The sequence below is a fragment of the Streptomyces sp. NPDC093094 genome, assembly GCF_044754345.1.
In the GTDB taxonomy this organism is placed as follows: domain Bacteria; phylum Actinomycetota; class Actinomycetes; order Streptomycetales; family Streptomycetaceae; genus Streptomyces.
This window is the reverse complement of sequence record NZ_JBIVOX010000002.1, coordinates 664,579-681,362: the sequence shown is the minus strand read 5'-3', so window position 1 is coordinate 681,362 and position 16,784 is coordinate 664,579. Positions and strand designations below refer to the sequence as shown.

At 74.2% G+C, this 16,784-nt stretch carries 12 protein-coding genes; 2 read left to right on the top strand and 10 right to left on the bottom strand.

Going from position 1 to position 16,784, the window contains the following annotated elements; all coding sequences use genetic code 11:
• Positions 1 to 30 precede the first annotated feature (30 nt).
• Positions 31 to 963, bottom strand: coding sequence for an ABC transporter ATP-binding protein (locus ACIQGV_RS05860; RefSeq protein ID WP_402490955.1), 933 nt, complete (start codon positions 961 to 963; stop codon positions 31 to 33).
• Positions 956 to 1,888 carry an ABC transporter permease gene (locus ACIQGV_RS05855; RefSeq protein ID WP_402490952.1) on the bottom strand — a complete coding sequence of 311 codons (933 nt, stop codon included), beginning with the start codon at positions 1,886 to 1,888 and terminating at the stop codon, positions 956 to 958. Before ACIQGV_RS05855 ends, ACIQGV_RS05860 begins: the two co-directional genes overlap by 8 nt.
• Positions 1,889 to 2,111: 223 nt before the next feature.
• Between ACIQGV_RS05855 and ACIQGV_RS05850 the strand changes: the two genes are divergently transcribed.
• Positions 2,112 to 2,735: a TetR/AcrR family transcriptional regulator gene (locus ACIQGV_RS05850; RefSeq protein WP_402490949.1), complete on the top strand. Its 624-nt coding sequence runs from the start codon at positions 2,112 to 2,114 to the stop codon at positions 2,733 to 2,735.
• 10 nt (positions 2,736 to 2,745) lie between these two features.
• Here ACIQGV_RS05850 and galE read toward each other — a convergent pair whose 3' ends face one another.
• Together galE and ACIQGV_RS05840 are read right to left on the bottom strand one after the other, a co-directional pair.
• Positions 2,746 to 3,726 (bottom strand): UDP-glucose 4-epimerase GalE, encoded by a 981-nt coding sequence (gene galE / locus ACIQGV_RS05845; protein ID WP_402490948.1) that lies wholly within the window; start codon positions 3,724 to 3,726, stop codon positions 2,746 to 2,748.
• A 199-nt stretch (positions 3,727 to 3,925) separates the two neighbouring features.
• Complete coding sequence (locus ACIQGV_RS05840; protein ID WP_402490945.1) at positions 3,926 to 4,411, bottom strand: MarR family winged helix-turn-helix transcriptional regulator; 486 nt, start codon at positions 4,409 to 4,411, stop codon at positions 3,926 to 3,928.
• A gap of 116 nt (positions 4,412 to 4,527) precedes the next feature.
• Here ACIQGV_RS05840 and ACIQGV_RS05835 point away from each other — a divergent pair, with 116 nt between their 5' ends.
• Entirely contained in the window at positions 4,528 to 4,941 is a 414-nt protein-coding gene (locus tag ACIQGV_RS05835) for an organic hydroperoxide resistance protein (protein ID WP_402490943.1), read from the top strand.
• Here ACIQGV_RS05835 and ACIQGV_RS05830 read toward each other — a convergent pair.
• From ACIQGV_RS05830 to ACIQGV_RS05805, 6 genes are all read right to left on the bottom strand, one after another.
• On the bottom strand, positions 4,931 to 6,586 hold the full coding sequence (locus ACIQGV_RS05830; RefSeq protein ID WP_402490941.1) for a hypothetical protein: 1,656 nt from the start codon (positions 6,584 to 6,586) through the stop codon (positions 4,931 to 4,933). The genes ACIQGV_RS05835 and ACIQGV_RS05830 overlap by 11 nt on opposite strands.
• Before the next feature lie 243 nt (positions 6,587 to 6,829).
• Entirely contained in the window at positions 6,830 to 9,088 is a 2,259-nt protein-coding gene (locus ACIQGV_RS05825) for a CDP-glycerol glycerophosphotransferase family protein (RefSeq protein ID WP_402490938.1), read from the bottom strand.
• Positions 9,089 to 9,243: 155 nt separating this feature from the next.
• Complete coding sequence (locus ACIQGV_RS05820) at positions 9,244 to 10,101, bottom strand: carbohydrate ABC transporter permease (RefSeq protein ID WP_402490936.1); 858 nt, start codon at positions 10,099 to 10,101, stop codon at positions 9,244 to 9,246.
• Positions 10,098 to 11,444, bottom strand: a complete 1,347-nt coding sequence (locus ACIQGV_RS05815; protein ID WP_402490933.1) for a carbohydrate ABC transporter permease — start codon at positions 11,442 to 11,444, stop codon at positions 10,098 to 10,100. Before ACIQGV_RS05815 ends, ACIQGV_RS05820 begins: the two co-directional genes overlap by 4 nt.
• Before the next feature lie 7 nt (positions 11,445 to 11,451).
• Positions 11,452 to 12,831 (bottom strand): ABC transporter substrate-binding protein, encoded by a 1,380-nt coding sequence (locus ACIQGV_RS05810; RefSeq protein WP_402490932.1) that lies wholly within the window; start codon positions 12,829 to 12,831, stop codon positions 11,452 to 11,454.
• 306 nt (positions 12,832 to 13,137) lie between these two features.
• Positions 13,138 to 16,542: an FHA domain-containing protein gene (locus ACIQGV_RS05805; RefSeq protein WP_402491072.1), complete on the bottom strand. Its 3,405-nt coding sequence runs from the start codon at positions 16,540 to 16,542 to the stop codon at positions 13,138 to 13,140.
• Positions 16,543 to 16,784: the final 242 nt, after the last annotated feature.

Genomic DNA, 16,784 nt, shown 5'->3' with positions numbered 1-16,784 from the left:
ATGTGCGGCGGCGTCGTGCGGGGCGGCCGCTCAGGCCCCGTGCGAGGCGGGCTGCGGAGCGGGCGCCACGGGTGCCGCCACGGGTGCCGCGGCCTTCGCGGCGGGTTCGGAGGCGGGCTGGGTGACGGGCTTGGCGGCGGCAGGCTTCGGCTTCGGCTTCGGTCCGGGCTTGGGCCTGGTGTCACCGGTGAACTTCTCGTACTCCCGCATGACCTCCTCCGTGGGCCCGTCCAGGCGCAGTTCGCCGCGCTCCAGCCACAGCACACGCTCGCAGGTGTCGCGGATGGACTTGTTGTTGTGGCTGACCAGGAACACCGTGCCCGCGTGCTGCCGCAGTTCGCGGATGCGGGCCTCGGAGCGCTTCTGGAAGGAGCGGTCGCCGGTGGCGAGGGCCTCGTCGATCAGCAGGACGTCGTGGTCCTTGGCGGCGGCGATGGAGAAACGCAGCCGGGCGGCCATGCCGGAGGAGTACGTCCGCATGGGCAGGGTGATGAAGTCGCCCTTCTCGTTGATGCCGGAGAAGTCGACGATCTCCTGGTAGCGCTCCTTGATCTGCTCGCGGGACATGCCCATGGCGAGACCGCCGAGGTGGACGTTGCGCTCGCCGGTGAGGTCGTTCATCAGGGCCGCGTTCACGCCGAGCAGGGAGGGCTGGCCGTGGGTGTAGATACGGCCGTTCTCCACGGGGAGCAGTCCGGCGACGGCCTTGAGCAGGGTGGACTTGCCCGAGCCGTTGGTGCCGATCAGGCCGATGGCCTCGCCCTTGTACGCCACGAACGACACGCTCCTGACCGCGTGCACCTTGCGTACGCCCGCCGCCTTCTCGGACTGCTTGCGGCGCAGGATGCGGTTGAGGGCGGCGGTGGCCGAACCGCGTCCGGCGCCGGTGCCGTTGACGCGGTAGACGATGTCGACGCGGTCGGCGACGACGGTGGGGATGTTCTCGGAGGTCTGCTCAGCCACGGCCGTACGTCTCCTCAGCCTTCCAGAAGTAGATGAACCCGCCGACGCCGGCGAGCAGGGCCCAGCCGGTCGCCAGCGCCCACACGTGCGGCGGGAGCTGGCTGCCGTGGAAGCTGTCGATCAGGGCGAAGCGCATCAGGTCGATGTAGACGGCCGCCGGGTTGAGCTGGAGCACGGTGCCCACCCAGGACGGCAGGTCGGTGTGGGTGCGCAGGATGTGGTCGATGCTGAACATCACGCCGGACGCGTACATCCACGTGCGCAGCACGAACGGCATCAGCTGCGCCAGGTCGGGCGTCCTGGCGCCCAGCCGGGCCAGGACCATCGCCATGCCCGCGTTGAAGGTGAACTGCAGGACGAGCGCGGGGACCGCCAGCACCCAGGACGCCGCGGGCGGCACGCCGAAGCCCAGCAGGATGACGGCCAGCGCGGCCATCGAGAACAGCAGCTGCTGCAGCTGCTGGAGGCAGAACGAGATCGGCAGCGCGGCCCGCGGGAAGTGCAGAGCCCGCACCAGGCCGAGGTTGCCGGAGATCGCGCGGGTGCCCGCCAGGATCGAGCTCTGCGTGAACGTCCAGATGAACACGCCCGTCACCAGGAACGGCACGTAGTCCGGCACTCCCCGCTTCGTCTGGAGCAGCACGCCGAAGATCAGGTAGTAGACGGCCGCGTTCAGCAGCGGTGTCATCACCTGCCAGAGCTGGCCCAGCTTGGCCTGGCTGTACTGGGAGGTGAGCTTGGCCGTGGAGAAGGCGGCGATGAAGTGGCGACGGGCCCACAGCTGCCGGATGTACTGCGGCAGGCCGGCGCGGGCGCCGCTGACCGAGAGCCCGTGGCGCGCGGCGAGCGCCGCGAGGCCGCCGTCGGCGGGGGTCCGCTGCGGTGCCGGTGCCGTGGGGGGCGGTGAGTGCAGGACCTGGCTCATTCCGCTGCTTTCGCTCGGGGGAGGGGCGCGGCGGGGCCCTTGTCCGGCGCTTACGTCGGGACGGGACCGTATCGTCGCAACGTGAGCGTAGGCCGAGCGGACGTCGGGACGCAACCGTTTCGTCGTGACGTGACCGTGACGTGGGGGCGGCGGCGGTCCGGGATGGTCCGGGGCGGTCACGTCGGGACGGAACCGTTTCGTCGCAACGTCCTATGCTGTCCGCATGACCCACGCCGACGGACCCCAGCCGCGCCCCCGCCGCCGGACCCCCGCAGGGGCCGCCGTCCTGCGGGAGGACGTGACGGAGGCGATCCGGGCGGCGGTGTTCGAGGAGCTCGCGGCGGTCGGCTACGCGCGGATGTCGATCGAGGGCGTCGCGCGCCGGGCGGGGGTCGGCAAGACCGCGGTGTACCGGCGCTGGCGTTCCAAGCTGCACCTGGTGCTGGACATCGTGTCGGCGATCGCGGTGCAGGGTCTGCCGGCTCCGGACACCGGCAGTCTGGAAGGCGATCTCCGGCTGCTGTACGAGGTCACCTCACGTGCCCTGCGGCACCCGGTGGCCTCGCAGATCATCCCCGACCTCCAGGCGGAGGCGGCCCGCAACCCGGAGATCGCCGAGCTGATGCAGAAGGCGCTGCGGGAGGGGCAGGAGGGCGTCGCCAGCAAGATCGTGGCGGCGGCGGAGCGGCGCGGCGAGATCCGCGCGGGCGTCGACGGCGAGCTGGCTCTCGACCTCATCTCCGGCCCCCTGTACTGGCGCTCGGTCGTCATCCGCAGCCCCAGGCTCCCCAAGGGCTACCTCGCGTCCCTGGCCCGGGCGACGACGGGGGCGCTCCGGGCGCTCTGAACGGCGGCCCCTATGCCCGGGCCGCCTCCGGGTGCAGACGGGTCCAGCCCGTCCAGGCCGAGGTGATCATGTCCTGGACGTCGTGCCTGGCCTTCCAGCCGAGCTGGGTGGCGATGCGGTCGGCGGAGGCGACGACGCGGGCGGGGTCGCCGGGGCGGCGGGGGGTGACGACGGGCGGGCGGTCGTAGCCGGTGACGGCGTTGACGCGGTCGATCATCTCGCGGACGGAGACGCCCTCGCCGCGGCCGATGTTGAGGGTGAGGTCGCGGCCGGGCGAGGCCGAGAGCGCGCGGGCGGCGGCCACATGGGCCTCGGCGAGGTCGACGACGTGGATGTAGTCGCGCACGCAGGTGCCGTCGGGGGTCGGGTAGTCGTCGCCGAAGATGCGCGGCGGGGCGTTGTCCGTGAGCCTCTCGAAGACCATCGGGATCAGGTTGGACACACCCGTGTCGGCCAGCCGGGGGCTCGCCGCCCCGGCCACGTTGAAGTAGCGCAGACAGGCCGTGGACAGACCCGTCGCCCGGCCGGCCGCGCGCACGAGCCACTCGCCGGCCAGCTTCGTCTCCCCGTACGGGGACAGGGGGACGCACGGGGTCTCCTCGGTCACCAGGTCGGTGTCCGGTGTGCCGTAGACCGCGGCCGAGGAGGAGAAGACGAAGGACGGCACACCGGCCGCGGTCACCGCGTCCAGGAGCACCCGCAGGCCCTCCACGTTCTCCCGGTAGTAGTGCAGCGGGCGGTCCATCGACTCGCCGGCCTGCTTCTTCGCCGCGAGATGGACGACTCCGGTGACGGCGTGTCCGCTCAGCGCCCTCCGCACCCGCTCGCCGTCCAGGGTGGAGCCCACCACCAGGGGCACGCCCTCGGGCAGGCGTTCGGCGAGGCCGGTCGACAGGTCGTCGTAGACGACGGCTCTCTCGCCCGCCTCGCGCAGCGCGCGCACGACGTGCGCTCCGATGTATCCGGCGCCGCCGGTGATCAGCCAGGTCATACGGCCGTCCCCTCGTCGTTCGGCCCGAAGGCCCGCGGTGATCGCCCTGCCGGCGCGACGCCGGCGGTCGATGCCGACAGTCAACCAGGGGCGGGCTCCGGCGGCTCCGGGAACGTCGCACCGTGCTCGCACCGGCGCGCGGCGTGACCGTGTGGCCGTGGAGACTCCTCGCGGGCCGTCCGGGCCGCGGCGCCGGGTGCTACGGCCGCTCCGCGGAGGCGTTCACCGCGGCGGCGTCCAGGGCCGTGGTGAGCCGGTCCAGCCGCTCGCGCAGCTCGCTGATCTCGTCGAGGGCGAAGCCGGTCGACCCGACGATCCGGCGGGGCACGGCGAGCGCCCGCTCCCGCATGGCCTCGCCCTCCTCCGTCAGCCGGACCTCCACCGAGCGCTCGTCGCGCGTGCTGCGTTCCCGGTGCACCAGGCCGGCCGCCTCCAGCCGCTTGAGCAGGGGGGAGAGCGTGCCGGAGTCCAGGCGCAGGTGCTCGCCGAGCTTCTTGACCGGCTGCTCGCCCCGCTCCCACAGCACCAGCATCACCAGGTACTGCGGATAGGTCAGGCCGAGTTCCTTGAGCACCACGCGGTAGACGCCGTTGAAGGCGCGCGAGGCGGCGTGCAGGGAGAAGCAGATCTGGCGGTCCAGGCGGAGCCAGTCCTCCTGGGCGACGGCCGGGGTCGGGGTGGTCATGCCTCCAGGGTAGCGCTTGCCCTCCATTTAGTTGTGCACAACTTAATTGTGTGCTCTACTTGTGGCCGTGAGGCGGCCGGCCTCACGCACTTCCTTCCGAGAGGGACGGTTCATCCATGGACGCGCTGTACACCGCTGTCGCCACCGCCACCCACGGCCGCGAGGGCCGCGCCGTCTCCGACGACGGCCGTATCGACCTCGCGCTCGCCATGCCGGTGCAGCTCGGCGGCAACGGCCAGGGCACCAACCCGGAGCAGCTCTTCGCCGCGGGCTACGCCGCCTGCTTCGGCAGCGCCCTGGGCCTCGTCGGCCGCCAGGCCAAGGTCGACGTCAGCGACGCCGCCGTGACGGCCGAGGTCTCCATAGGCAAGCAGGGCGAGGGCTTCGGCCTGGCCGTGACCCTGCGCGTCGAGCTGCCCGACACCCTGGACGAGGCCACCGGCCGCAAGCTCGTCGAGACGGCCCACCAGGTCTGCCCGTACTCCAACGCCACCCGCGGCAACATCCCCGTCGACCTCGTCATCGAGTAGCCGCGGGCGACCGGGGGACCACGGGGGAGCGGGAGGCCGCGTCCGTCCGCGTGGCCGCGGGCACTCCGACCCGCGCCAGCACCTCGCCCGTCCGCTCGCTCCACGCCACCACGACGGCCTCCTCGGGCACCCTGCGCCGGCGGGTGAGCAGCAGCCAGCGCACCCGGTGGCGCCGGACGACGGCGGCACGCCCGGCGCGGGTCGAGCCGTCGTCGAGGTAGGCCCGTACGTCCGCGAGCCCCCGCAGCCGCTCCCGCTCGTCGAGCGCGGGGTCCGGCCAGGGCGGGGCGGCGAGGTACGGACCGTGCCCGGTGATCGAGCGGACGGCGTGCCGCCCGTCGGCGATCACGACCTCGCCGGGCCGGATGTAGGGGGCGGCCCACGCGTACGACGGCCAGCGCGGCGGCTGGCCGAAGCCGACGGGATCCAGCGAGCGGGGGACGACCGCCCCGGCCTGCACGGCGAGGAAGCCCGTGCAGGCCGTCGCCGCGGCGACGGCGCCCAGCAGCCGCCGCCGCACGGGCCACGGCCGGGGCGCCGCCAGCTCCACCGCGAGCGCGCACTGCAACGGCAGCGGCGCCAGCCCGAGGAGTCCGCCGCAGAAGGGCCGGCCGACGCACCAGCCGTACGCCGCCACCAGGCAGGCCGACGCGAACATCAGCACCAGCGGGTCCCGCCACGCCGCCCGCGGTCCGCCGCCCTCCCGGGCCGCGCGGCGCCCGCGCAGCCACAGGGCGGGCAGACCGGCCGGCAGCGCGAGCCAGAAAAGGCCGGGCAGGTCCTCGTGCGGCCGCTCCCGCGGGGCGCCGCCGCCGTGGAGCATCGCCGTGAACGCGTCGAAGTACGGCCAGCAGGCCGCGGTCGCCAGTGCCGCCGCGGCGGTCAGTGCCCAGCGGCCCGCCACCGCCGCACCCCAGCCCCGCTGCCGCCCGGCCGCCGTCGCCGCCCCGCCCGCCAGCGCGGCGGCCGCGGTCACCGGATCCACCAGCAGGACCAGGCCGTACAGCAGGCCCAGGCCCGCGTACCCGGTCAGGCTCGGCAGCCCGCGCGGCCCGACGAACCGCACCCCGGCCGTGTCGCGCGCCAGCCGCCCCGTCAGCGCCCAGGCCCAGAGGGCGAGGCCGACGGCGAACACCGGCGGATCACCGAGGGTGCCGGCCAGCGGCATCAGCCCCAGGGAACCGCTCCACCAGGCCCGCTCCGTGCCCCACAGCAGCGTCGACGCGGCCAGCGCGAGCACCGGCGCCCAGGGCCGCGGGGTGAGCATCCGCACGAAGCGGCCGATGCCGGTGAGCAGCACCAGCAGGTTCAGCGGACCGGCGAGCCGGACCGTCTCCCAGCCGGACAGCCCGGTCAGCCGGGCGGACACACCCTGGGCGACGGCGTACGGCGAGAAGTACGGGCTGCCCGCGCCCGGCAGGTCGGCCATCGGATGGCGCGGACGGAGCAGATCCGCCCTGAGCCGTTCGACGACGGCCGCGTGCTGGCCGGCGTCGCAGCACAGCGGGATCCGCCAGTACGCCAGCGACATCACCAGCCAGAACAGGAACCCGAACACCTGGTACGGCGTCGGGCGCCACAGCCGGCCGCCGCGCAGCGCCGTGGCGCCGCGGGCCGGCCGGCGGGTGAGGACGCCGGCGCTCACCGGGCGGCGGCGGATCGGGGCGTGAGGGGCATCTGTCGTACATTCCCGCGGCGGCCGACGGCGCTACCTCCGGCTCACCTCATCGGGTGATCCGGGCGGGCGACGGCCGGGGCACCGGCCGCCCGGCCGTCCCGACGGCCGCCAGGTGGACGGCCGCGACGGCGTGGGCCGCGACGAACCGCGGGGCATACGGACTCCCGGAGGACGGACCGGAGGACGGACCCGGAGGGCGGAAGGACGCGCTCAGCAACTCCCGGTGACACCGGCAGGACGCGCCGGCCGCGGGACGCTGGCCTGCGGAGAGCGCGCCAGGGACGCGGCGGCGGACGGCACGGGGCGGCGTGCCTCCAGCGGCACGACCGGCGGGAGATCCGTCTCGCCCAGCACGACACGGCGTACGACGCGCTCGGCGGCGTGCCCGTCGTCGTACGGGCAGAACCGCTCCCGGAACGCCGCCCGCAGCTGGGCCGAGCGCGAGCCGCGCCAGTGGCCGGTCGCGAAGATGTCGATCAGCTCGTCCTCGTCGCGCGCGACCACTCCCGGCGGGAAGTCCCGCAGGTCGAAGCAGGTGCCGCGCGTGGCCTCGTAGGCGTCCCGGTCATGGGCGTGGATCACGATCGGCCGGTCCAGGTTGGCGTAGTCGAACATCAGCGACGCGTAGTCGGTGACCAGCACGTCCGAGGCCAGGCACAGCTTCTCGACGCTCGGGTGGCCGCTGACGTCGATGACCCGGCTTCCCTCACCGAGCGGACCGGGGTGCAGCGGATGGGGCCGGGCGAGGACGACGTGGCGCGGGCCGAGCCGACGCAGCACCCGCTCCAGGTCCAGGCCGGGCACCTGGGTACGGCGGTAGTCGCGGTACGTGGGCGCGTACAGGATCGCCACCGAGCCCCGCGGGACGCCGAGCGACTCGCGCAGCCGGGCCACGTCCGCCGGGGTCGCCCGCTGGAAGACGTCATTGCGCGGCAGGCCGTGCTCCAGGACGGTGTACCCGCCGGGGTGGACGCGTTCCCAGGTCAGGGTGGAGTGCCGGTTGGACGACAGGACGTAGTCCCACCGGTCCGCCTCCCGCGTCAGCCGCGCGAGGTCCGTGTCCCGGGCGACGGCGGGGCGCTCGCGCAGGTCCAGGCCCATCCGCTTGAGCGGGGTGCCCTGCCGCGTCTGCACGAACACCTGGCCGCGGCGCTTGACCGTGCGGTGCCCGAAACCGGCGTTGTGCACCACGTACTTGGAGCGCGCCAGCGCCGTCCAGTACGCGGCCGTGCCCGGGACGAGACGGCGCGTGCCCGGCGGGACCGTGTGGTGATGCTCGGGGAGCGCCACCCAGGCCGTGCCGATGTGCGGGGCGAGACCGCGGAACGCCGACTCCAGGGCACCCGGACTGCAGGAGTGCCCCCGTCCCCCGGACACGCCGAACACCGCCCGGTCCTGCCGCAGCGGCAGCACGAGCTGCACCCGGTAGTGCAGCCGCAGCCCGGCCGCGCGCAGCGCCCTGCCGAGCCGGGCCGCGAGGTGTGCGGTGCGCCGGGCGAGACGCCGGGCCGCCAGCAGGGCCCGGAAGGTGCGGTGCGCGCCGGTGCGGACCAGGGCGTCCCGCAGCCGCAGGCGCAGCGGGGCCGGGGTGCCCGGGACGTGGTGGCGGCGCAGCCGGTCGCGGGCCTGCCGCAGGAACTCGGCGCGGACAGCGCGCGGCAGCCGGTCGCGGCAGCCGGACATCTCCGACAGATGGTCGGCCATGCGGCGGAACAGCACCTGCCGCCACTGGGCGAGCTCGGGGCGCGCGTCGAGGAACGCGTAGAGCCGGTCGTACTGCTCGAAGACGTCGAAGTGCCCTTCGCCGGCGGTCGACAGGAAATCACCGCGCCGGCGCAGCCGGTGCACCACGCACACCCGGTCCAGGGTCGCGATCGACTCGGCCGTCACCAGCACCGGAAACGTCCAGGGCGTGTCCTCGTACCGGCCGGGCGGGAAGTCCAGGCCCTCCCGCTCGACGAACTCCCTGCGGCACGCCTTGTTCCAGGCCACCCCCGGCACCCGCAGCAGACCGGGCCGGTCCTGGAGCCGGAACGGGGCCGGGCCGCGCTCGGTGAGCCGCTCGGCGGGCTCGTCGCGCACCTGCTCGCCCGTCCAGTCCGCGCGCGCGTGGCCGTGCACCAGCACGTCCGGCTCGCCGGTCTCCTTCAGCCGGTCCGCGATCGCCCGCAGCGCGCCCGGGGCGAAGGTGTCGTCGCCGTCCAGGAACAGCAGATAGTCGCCGCCGGCCGCCTCCATGCCCGCGTTGCGGGCGCCGCCCGGCCCCGTGTTCCGCGGCAGGTGCAGCGGGCGCACCCGAGGATCGCGGGCCGCGAACTCGTCGACGACCGCCCCGCAGGCGTCCGGCGAGCAGTCGTCGACGGCGATCAGTTCGAGATCGGAGTACGACTGGCCCAGGACCGATTCCAGGCACGCGTGCAGATGCGCCTGGACCTTGTACACGGGGACGATGACACTGAACCTGGGCAACGGACATCCACATCCATGGGTCGGCGCGGGCGTTCTGCCCGGGAACGGCCGACGGAGCGACGTGGTTACGCCGTGTACCGCGTTAGGGGGACACCGGGGCACGAGAAGAGGGCGGGCATTGACGCCCGCCCTCTCCGGTCGCCCCTGGGGGAGCGCTATTTGACCGCGCCGGCCATGACGCCGGACACGAACTGCCTCTGGAACGCGAAGAACACCACCAGCGGGATCACCATCGAGATGAACGCGCCGGGCGCCAGCACGTCGATGTTGTTCCCGAACTGCCGTACCTGCGTCTGCAGCGCGACCGTGACGGGCTGGCTGTCGGCGTCGGTGAACACCAGCGCCACCAGCATGTCGTTCCACACCCACAGGAACTGGAAGATGGCGAGGCTCGCGATCGCCGGAGCGCCCAGCGGCATCACCACCCGCACGAACAGCCGCAGTTCGCCCGCGCCGTCCAGCCGGGCGGCCTCCAGCAGTTCGCGGGGGATCTCCGCGAAGAAGTTCCGCAGCAGGAACACCGCGAAGGGCAGACCGAACCCGACGTGGAAGAGCACCACCCCGAGGACGGAGCCGAACAGGCCGATCTTGCCGAAGAGTTCGGCGATCGGGATCAGCGCCACCTGCACCGGCACCACCAGCAGGCCGACCACCGCGAGGAACCACCAGTCGCGGCCCGGGAAGTCCATCCACGCGAACGCGTAGCCCGCGAGGGCGGCGACGAGGACCACCAGCACCGTCGCCGGGACCGTGATCAGCACGGTGTTGAGGATCGATTGGGTGATGTCGCCGTTGTCGAGGAGCTTGCGGTAGCTGTCGACGGTGAGCTGGGCCGGCTCGGTGAACACCGTCCACCAGCCGCTCGCGTTCATGTCCTCGGGCGAGCGCAGCGAGGACAGCAGCAGACCGATCGTCGGCACCAGCCAGAACAGGCCGACGACGATCAGGAAGACACGGACCAGACCGCCGTTGACCCACCCGACGGCCCTCGCGCCGAGGGACTTCGCCGTCATCGCCGCACCTCCCGCCTGAGCCGGCGCACGTTGAACCACATCACCGGGATCACCAGCAGCAGCAGGAACACCGCGATCGCGCTGGCGACGCCCGGCTGGTCCTCCGAGAAGCCCTTGCGGTACAGCTCCAGCGCCAGCACGTTCGCGTCGTCCTGCGAGGAGCCCGGGGCGATGATGAAGACCAGGTCGAACACCTTCAGCACATTGATCATCAGGGTGACGGCCACCACCGCGAGCACGGGCGCGAGCAGCGGCACCGTGATCCTGCGGAACACCTGCCACTCGTTGGCCCCGTCGACCCGCGCCGCCTCCAGCAGATCCCTCGGGATGCCCGCGAGCCCCGCCGCGATCAGCACCATCGCGAAGCCCGCCCACATCCAGATGTACGAGCCGATGATCGCCGGGGTGACCAGCGACGGGCCGAGCCAGTCCAGCCCGTTGTACGGCTCCTGGAAGTTGCTCGCCGGAAGCCGCAGCAGTGCCCCGTCCGCCGTCTCGGGCAGGGTGAACGTGCCGTCGGCGGCGGCCTTCGTGGAGGCGACCACCTCGCCGTCCTTGACCGCCTCGACGCGCATGCCGGGATAGCCCAGCTCGGCCGGGTCGGGCGCGCCCAGGGTGCCGACGCCCTTGCCGCGGGTGAAGTCCTGCCAGGTCGTGCCGGTCACCTTGCCCGGATCGGCCGTCGCCCGGACGGCCCGCTGCGCACCGTCGGGCATCCGGTCCGGCGCCACGCCCACCAGCGGCAGCGCGACCGGCGTGCCCGCCCGCACCGGCTCGCTCGTGACGAACGCCCCGCCGCCCGCCGGCTCCAGCGGCGACTCACGGCCCGGGTGGGCCCTCGGGAACGCCGACGCCTGCGCGAAGGTGTCGTGCACGCCCACCCACACCGCGTTCGCCACGCCCTTGTCGGGGTCCTGGTCGTACACGAGGCGGAAGATGATGCCCGCGGCGAGCATCGAGATCGCCATCGGCATGAAGACGACCAGCTTGAACGCCGTTCCCCAGCGCACCCGTTCGGTCAGCACCGCGAAGATCAGCCCCAGCACGGTGGCCACCGTCGGCGCGAACACCACCCAGATGACGTTGTTCTTCAGCGCCGTGCGGATGCCGTCGTCCGTGAAGAGGGCCTTGTAGTTGTCGAGTCCGGCGAAGGAGTCGCCGGACTGGTCGTAGAAGCTGCGGAAGAGCGAGTACCCGATCGGGTAGACCACGAGCGCGCCGAGCAGCACCAGGGCGGGCAGCAGGAAGAGCACTGCCACGGTCCTGCGGGTACCGGTCACGCTCTTGCGTCCACGGGGGGCGGCAGGGGTCTGGGGGACCCCTGCCGCCGGTGCGGTCGCCATCGCCGGATCAGTTCCCGTAGGCCCTGGCCGCGTCCGCCTCCAGGGTCGCCTGGGTGCCCGCGACGTCCTTCGGGTTCTTCAGGAAGTCCTGCAGGGCCTTCCACTCGCCCTTGCCGGGGGTGCCGCCGAACGCCTGCGGCGCCTGGTCGGACATGTCGAAGCGGAAGTCGTCACCGGCCGCGATCAGCGACTTGGCCATCTTCTGCTGCACCGGGTTCGGGTACGCCGACGGGTCGACGTTCTTGTTCGGCGAGAGATAGCCGCCGAGACCGGCCTGGATGGTCGCCGCGTCCGGCGAGGCCAGCCAGGTGGCCAGCGCCTGCGCCGCCTCGGAGTCCTTCAGGATCACCGCCGCGTCGCCGCCGGAGACGACCGGCGCGGTGCCGCCGACCGACGGGAACGGGAAGACCTTGGCCTCCTGGCCCACCTCCGCGTCCGTCTCCGCGATGTTGACCTGCACGAAGTCGCCCTCGTAGACCATGGCCGCCTTCGGCTGGTCGCCGCCGGTGAAGGTCTGGGTGACGGAGGCGGGGAACTCGGTCTGCAGCGCGCCTGCCGCGCCGCCCGCCACGTAGTCCTTCTTGCCCCACACCTGTGCCAGGGTGGTCAGGGCGTCCTTCACGGACGGGTCCGTCCACTTGATCTCGTGCTTCGCGAGCTGGTCGTACTTCTCCGGGCCCGCCTGCGAGAGATAGACGTTCTCGAACCAGTCGGTGAGCGTCCAGCCGTCGGCGCCGCCCACCGAGAACGGCGTCACACCGGAGTCGTACACCGTCTGAGCAGTCGTCAGCAGCTCGTCCCAGGTCTTCGGTTCCGTGGCGCCCGCGTTCTCGAAGACCGGCGCGTTGTACCAGATCAGCGACTTGTTGGCGGCCTTGTAGTAGACGCCGTACTGCTTGCCGCCCACCTTGCCGAGGTCCTGCCAGCCCTGTGAGTAGTTCTTCGTCAGCTGCTCCTGGGCCTCGGGGCCGACCGGGGTGGCCCAGCCCTTGTCGACGGCCTGCTGGACGGCGCCGACCTGGGGGAGCATCGCGATGTCCGGCGGCTGTCCGCCCGCGATCTTCGAGCCGAGGAAGTTGATGATCGGGTCCTGCGCGGGCACGAAGGTGACCTTCGCACCCGTGCGTTTCTCGAACTCCGCAAGGACTTTCTTGAAGTTGGCCTGCTCGGGTCCTGTCCAGACGGCGGCGACCGACAGGCTCTTGCCGTCCAGTTTCGGGAGGGTGACGGTGGAGGCCGACTCCGTCGCCCGGCTCCCGCCCTCGCTGCCGCCGTCGCTGTCGTCGTCACCGCAGGAGGTGAGCGAGAACGCGAGCGCCCCCGCGAGGAGGGCCGTGGCGGCCCTGGCGGTCCTGCGTGTCCGGATCGTGCTGCTCGTACTGCGCATCACTGCCCCGTTCTTCGTTCCTCGTCGAACGCTCGAACGCTGTCCCGTGGGCTCTGGTCTACGCCGGGTCCGAGGGGTCGGCAAGTACGCCTGGGGTGTCAACCAGGTGATCGTGACCGCCTCGTGACGAGGACTCGACCGGGCCTCACCTACGCGTGCCCCTCTCCGGTACGTGTCACACGCCAGGAGCGTGTCACGAGAGGGCCACGAAACAGGGTCCCCGGAGCGGGGCCTTGAGCGGACCCCTGAGTGGGCCTTTGAGCGGGCCCTTGAGCGAGGCACTGAGCGGGACTCCGGCGCGGGGTCCTAGAGCAGGGACGGCACCTCGCTCGCGCCGACCTCGCGGGTGGCGCGCTGGAGCGCGCTGGCGAGGAGGGCCAGGTCGGTGGGGCCGTTGCCCAGTTCACGGACCGGGCGGCGGGTCGGCGGGTCGCCCATGCGCTCCCAGTCCACCGGTACGACCGTCGGCCGCAGGGTCGCCGTCCGCGGGATACGGCCCGTGACGCGGCCGCCCTGCAACGCCATGCCGCGGCCGTCCGCACAGGTCAGCCGGCCCCGGCCGGGCGCCGGCTCGTCCGGCCCCGGGGCAGGTGCGTCCAGCGTGACGCGCAGCGTGGCGCGGCGGGCCGGTTCCGTCTCCGCCGTACGGCCCCCGGGCCCGGTCGCCGCCACCAGATGCACACCGAGCCGCTCGCCCTCGCGGGCCACCGTCTCCAGCGCCCGCATCACGGATCCCGCGGCGGGCCGGCCCGGCGAGCCCAGCGCGGGCGAGACCAGCGCGTCCAGGTCGTCCACGACCACCACCAGCCGGGGCAGCGGCGGCGCCGCCTCCGCCTGCCGGCGGGCCGCGGCGGGGCGCAGACGCAGGGTGGAGCTGGGCGGGGTGTCCAGATCGCCGGCGCCGGACGTGCGGGCGCCCTGGGGGTGGGCCGCGGAGGCGGCCGGGTGCGAGCGGGACGGGGCGGATGCCGCTCTCGGTGCCGTGCGCTGGGCGACCAGACGGCCGGAGACCTGCTGCCGGGTGTGCCAGGCGGTGAAGTCCTCCCGGCCCAGCAGCTCGGCGCGGCGCTTCAGCTCGGCGCTCAGGGACTGCGCGAACTCCCGCATCCGGACGGGGTCGTTGGCCAGCAGATGGGTGGTGACATGGGGGACGTCGGTGCACACGTGCAGCCCGTCGCCGTGGCCGCTGCCCTCGCCCACGCTCTCCCGGCCGTCCATCAGGACGATGCCCAGCCGGTCGGGGCGCTCCGCCGCGGCCAGCGAGGCGACGACCGCCCGCAGCAGTTCGGTGCGGCCGCTGCCCGCCGGGCCCTCGACCAGCAGATGCGGGCCGTCGGCCACGAGATCGGCGACCACCGCGCCGCGCGGACCGGCACCGAGCACCGCCGAGGCGCGGCCGCCGGGCGCGGAGGTGTCGTCGGCCGCGTCCGCCCAGCGCGCCATCAGCGACGCCGGGGTGGCCCGGGCCAGCCCCAGCTCGTCCAGCAGCCGCGCGGCCTGCGGCAGCGGGGCGGACACCCGCGGGTGCCGCTCACCGGTGCCGTCGGTGCGCAGCGGCGCAAGGGCCCGCGCGAACCGCTCGGCCCACGCGGCGGAGACGGCGTCCACCGCCCCGACGGTGCCATGGCCCACCGGGCCGCGGCGGGCGGCCCCGCCCGAGCCGGTGCGGGCGACGCGCAGCAGCCGCAGCGCACCGGCCACGTCGCCGCTGAGCAGTGCGACGGCCCCGCACTCGGGGAACGTCGGCGCCGCCGCGCAGGCCGCGTCGTAGGTCTCGGTCACCGGTGAGGCGGGGGAGGCCGCCGGGGTCTCGGCCAGGCACAGCACATGGATGCCGGCCCGCGGCCCCTCCACCGCCAGCCGCGCCACCGCGTCCCGCAGCCCGGACCCGCCGGGGTCGCCGTCCACGACGACCACGGTGTACGGGCCGGGGAAGCCGCTCACCCGGTCGGCCCCGTCGTCGTCCCTGGCCCAGGAGGGGCGCCGGGGCGCGCCGCGGGAGCCGTCGGCGTCCGCGCGGGCGGACCCGGGCTCGGGCACGGACCCCGGCGCGGCGGATATCGGCGGTGCGGGCACGCCGCCCTGGGCGAGGACCGGACGCGGTCCGGCCCCGGCGTGCTGTTCGGCGAGGTGGTCCTCCAGGCGGCGCAGCAGTTCCTCGGTGCGGGCGGCGGCCTGTTCCCGGTCGTAGGCGAGCAGCAGCCGGCAGTCCTGGCCGTGGCCCGGACGCAGATGGGGGAGCCAGCCGAGCCAGGACCACTCGGCGGTGCGCTCCGCCACGGGCCGGGCCCGGTCGGTGCTGATCAGCACGATGTCCACGGTGTCCGGGGAGTGCAGCGCGGCCAGCTGGGCCAGCACCGCGCGGGCCAGCCCGGCCAGCCGGGGACGCGGCCCGGCCAGGCCCAGCGCCCCCGCCTCGCGCAGGTCGGCGGTGACCGGCACGGCGGGCAGCAGGCCCGAGCCGTCCGGGGCCGAGCGGTCGGCGGTGCCCAGCCGGACCGTGAGCGCCTCGGGGTGTCCGGTGCCGCGCTCCCACAGCCGGGGCCCGGGGCCCAGCGCCGTCAGCAGCAGGGCCGCCGGGTCGGGCCAGGTCTCCGGCAGGCCGGGTGCGCCGGTCCGCGCGGGGAAGCCGGTGTCCTGGGTGTCGGGGGCCGTGGCCGGCACCGGTCCCTCGGGCTCGGCGCGTCCTTTCGCCAGCCGCCTGGCCCAGGAGGAGAGGCCGCCGCGACGCCGTCCGCCGTCCCGGCCGGTGTCGCGTCCGGCGTCCCGGTGCGGGCCGGTCCGCGGGGCGGGGGAGCCGGCCTCGGGTGCGCCGGCCGCAGGGGCGCCGTACGGGTCCGGGAGCCCGTCCCGCACGGCTTCCTCCGTGAAGTGCCCCACGCCGAGGCGGCCCGCGTGGGTGTCGGCCTCCGCGGCGGGCCGGTGCTCGATGGCGGGGGCGCCCGCCTGGCCGGGGACCACGGGGGTGTGGGGGGCGTCGGGCCGGGCCGTGGGGGCGGGGGCGGGTTCCTGCCCGGAGGCGGCCGTGCCCTCGGCCGGGGACACCCGGATGTGGCCCTCGCCGTCGGGGGCCGTCCCGATGCGGGGCATGGGGCCGGGCGCCGGCACGGACAGCCGCAGGGCCGACTCGCCGATGCGCAGCAGCGCGCCGGGCGCGAACCGCACCGGGCGGGTGTCCAGGCGGGTGCCGTCCAGCACGGTGCCGTTGGTGGAGCCGAGGTCGGCGACCGAGACCCGGCCGTCGGGGTTCAGCGTGACCGCGCAGTGCAGCCGCGACACGTCCGGGTCGTCCAGCGGGACCTCGGCGTCGGCGGAGCGGCCCACGCGCACCTGGCCGCCGTGCAGCAGATGCACACCGCCCGCGTCCGGGCCCGCCACCACGTGCAGCCGGGCCGGGGCGTCGTCCATCTCGGGATGAGGTTCGGGCCCCGCCGGGGCGCCCACGGACAGCACGGCGCCGTCGACCAGCGGCGGCTCGCCCAGCGTGCAGCGCTGGACGTCCAGCCGCTCCTCGCCCGCGTACAGCACCGTCGAGGCGCGGTCGGGCCGGTCGGCGCCGCCGTCCCCCGAGACCGCCGCGGTCAGCGCCGACGCCACCGCGGACAGGGCCGTCCCCGCGGGGGCGGTGACCAGCACGTCACGGCTCGCGGCCCGGCCACGGGCCTCGGCGGCGGGGACATGCGGGTCTACGACGGTCAGCCGGATCTGCATCGCCGTCAGCGGTCCCTTCTGCACGCGGGCGCGGACTCCCCCCACCACCGCACGAGCACGTCGGCCAGTACTGCACGCATCCTCGCACCTGTCACCGACAGTCCGCCCGCCACCCGGTGACAAGTGATCTTGATTGGTCGGCTCTGCCCGCAAAAGTGCCTGACCAGTGCCGCACCCACGACCGCTTGGGACCGGTCTTGAGATCGGTCACGTCCGCTTCGGGCAACCGCGAGACCGAGGCG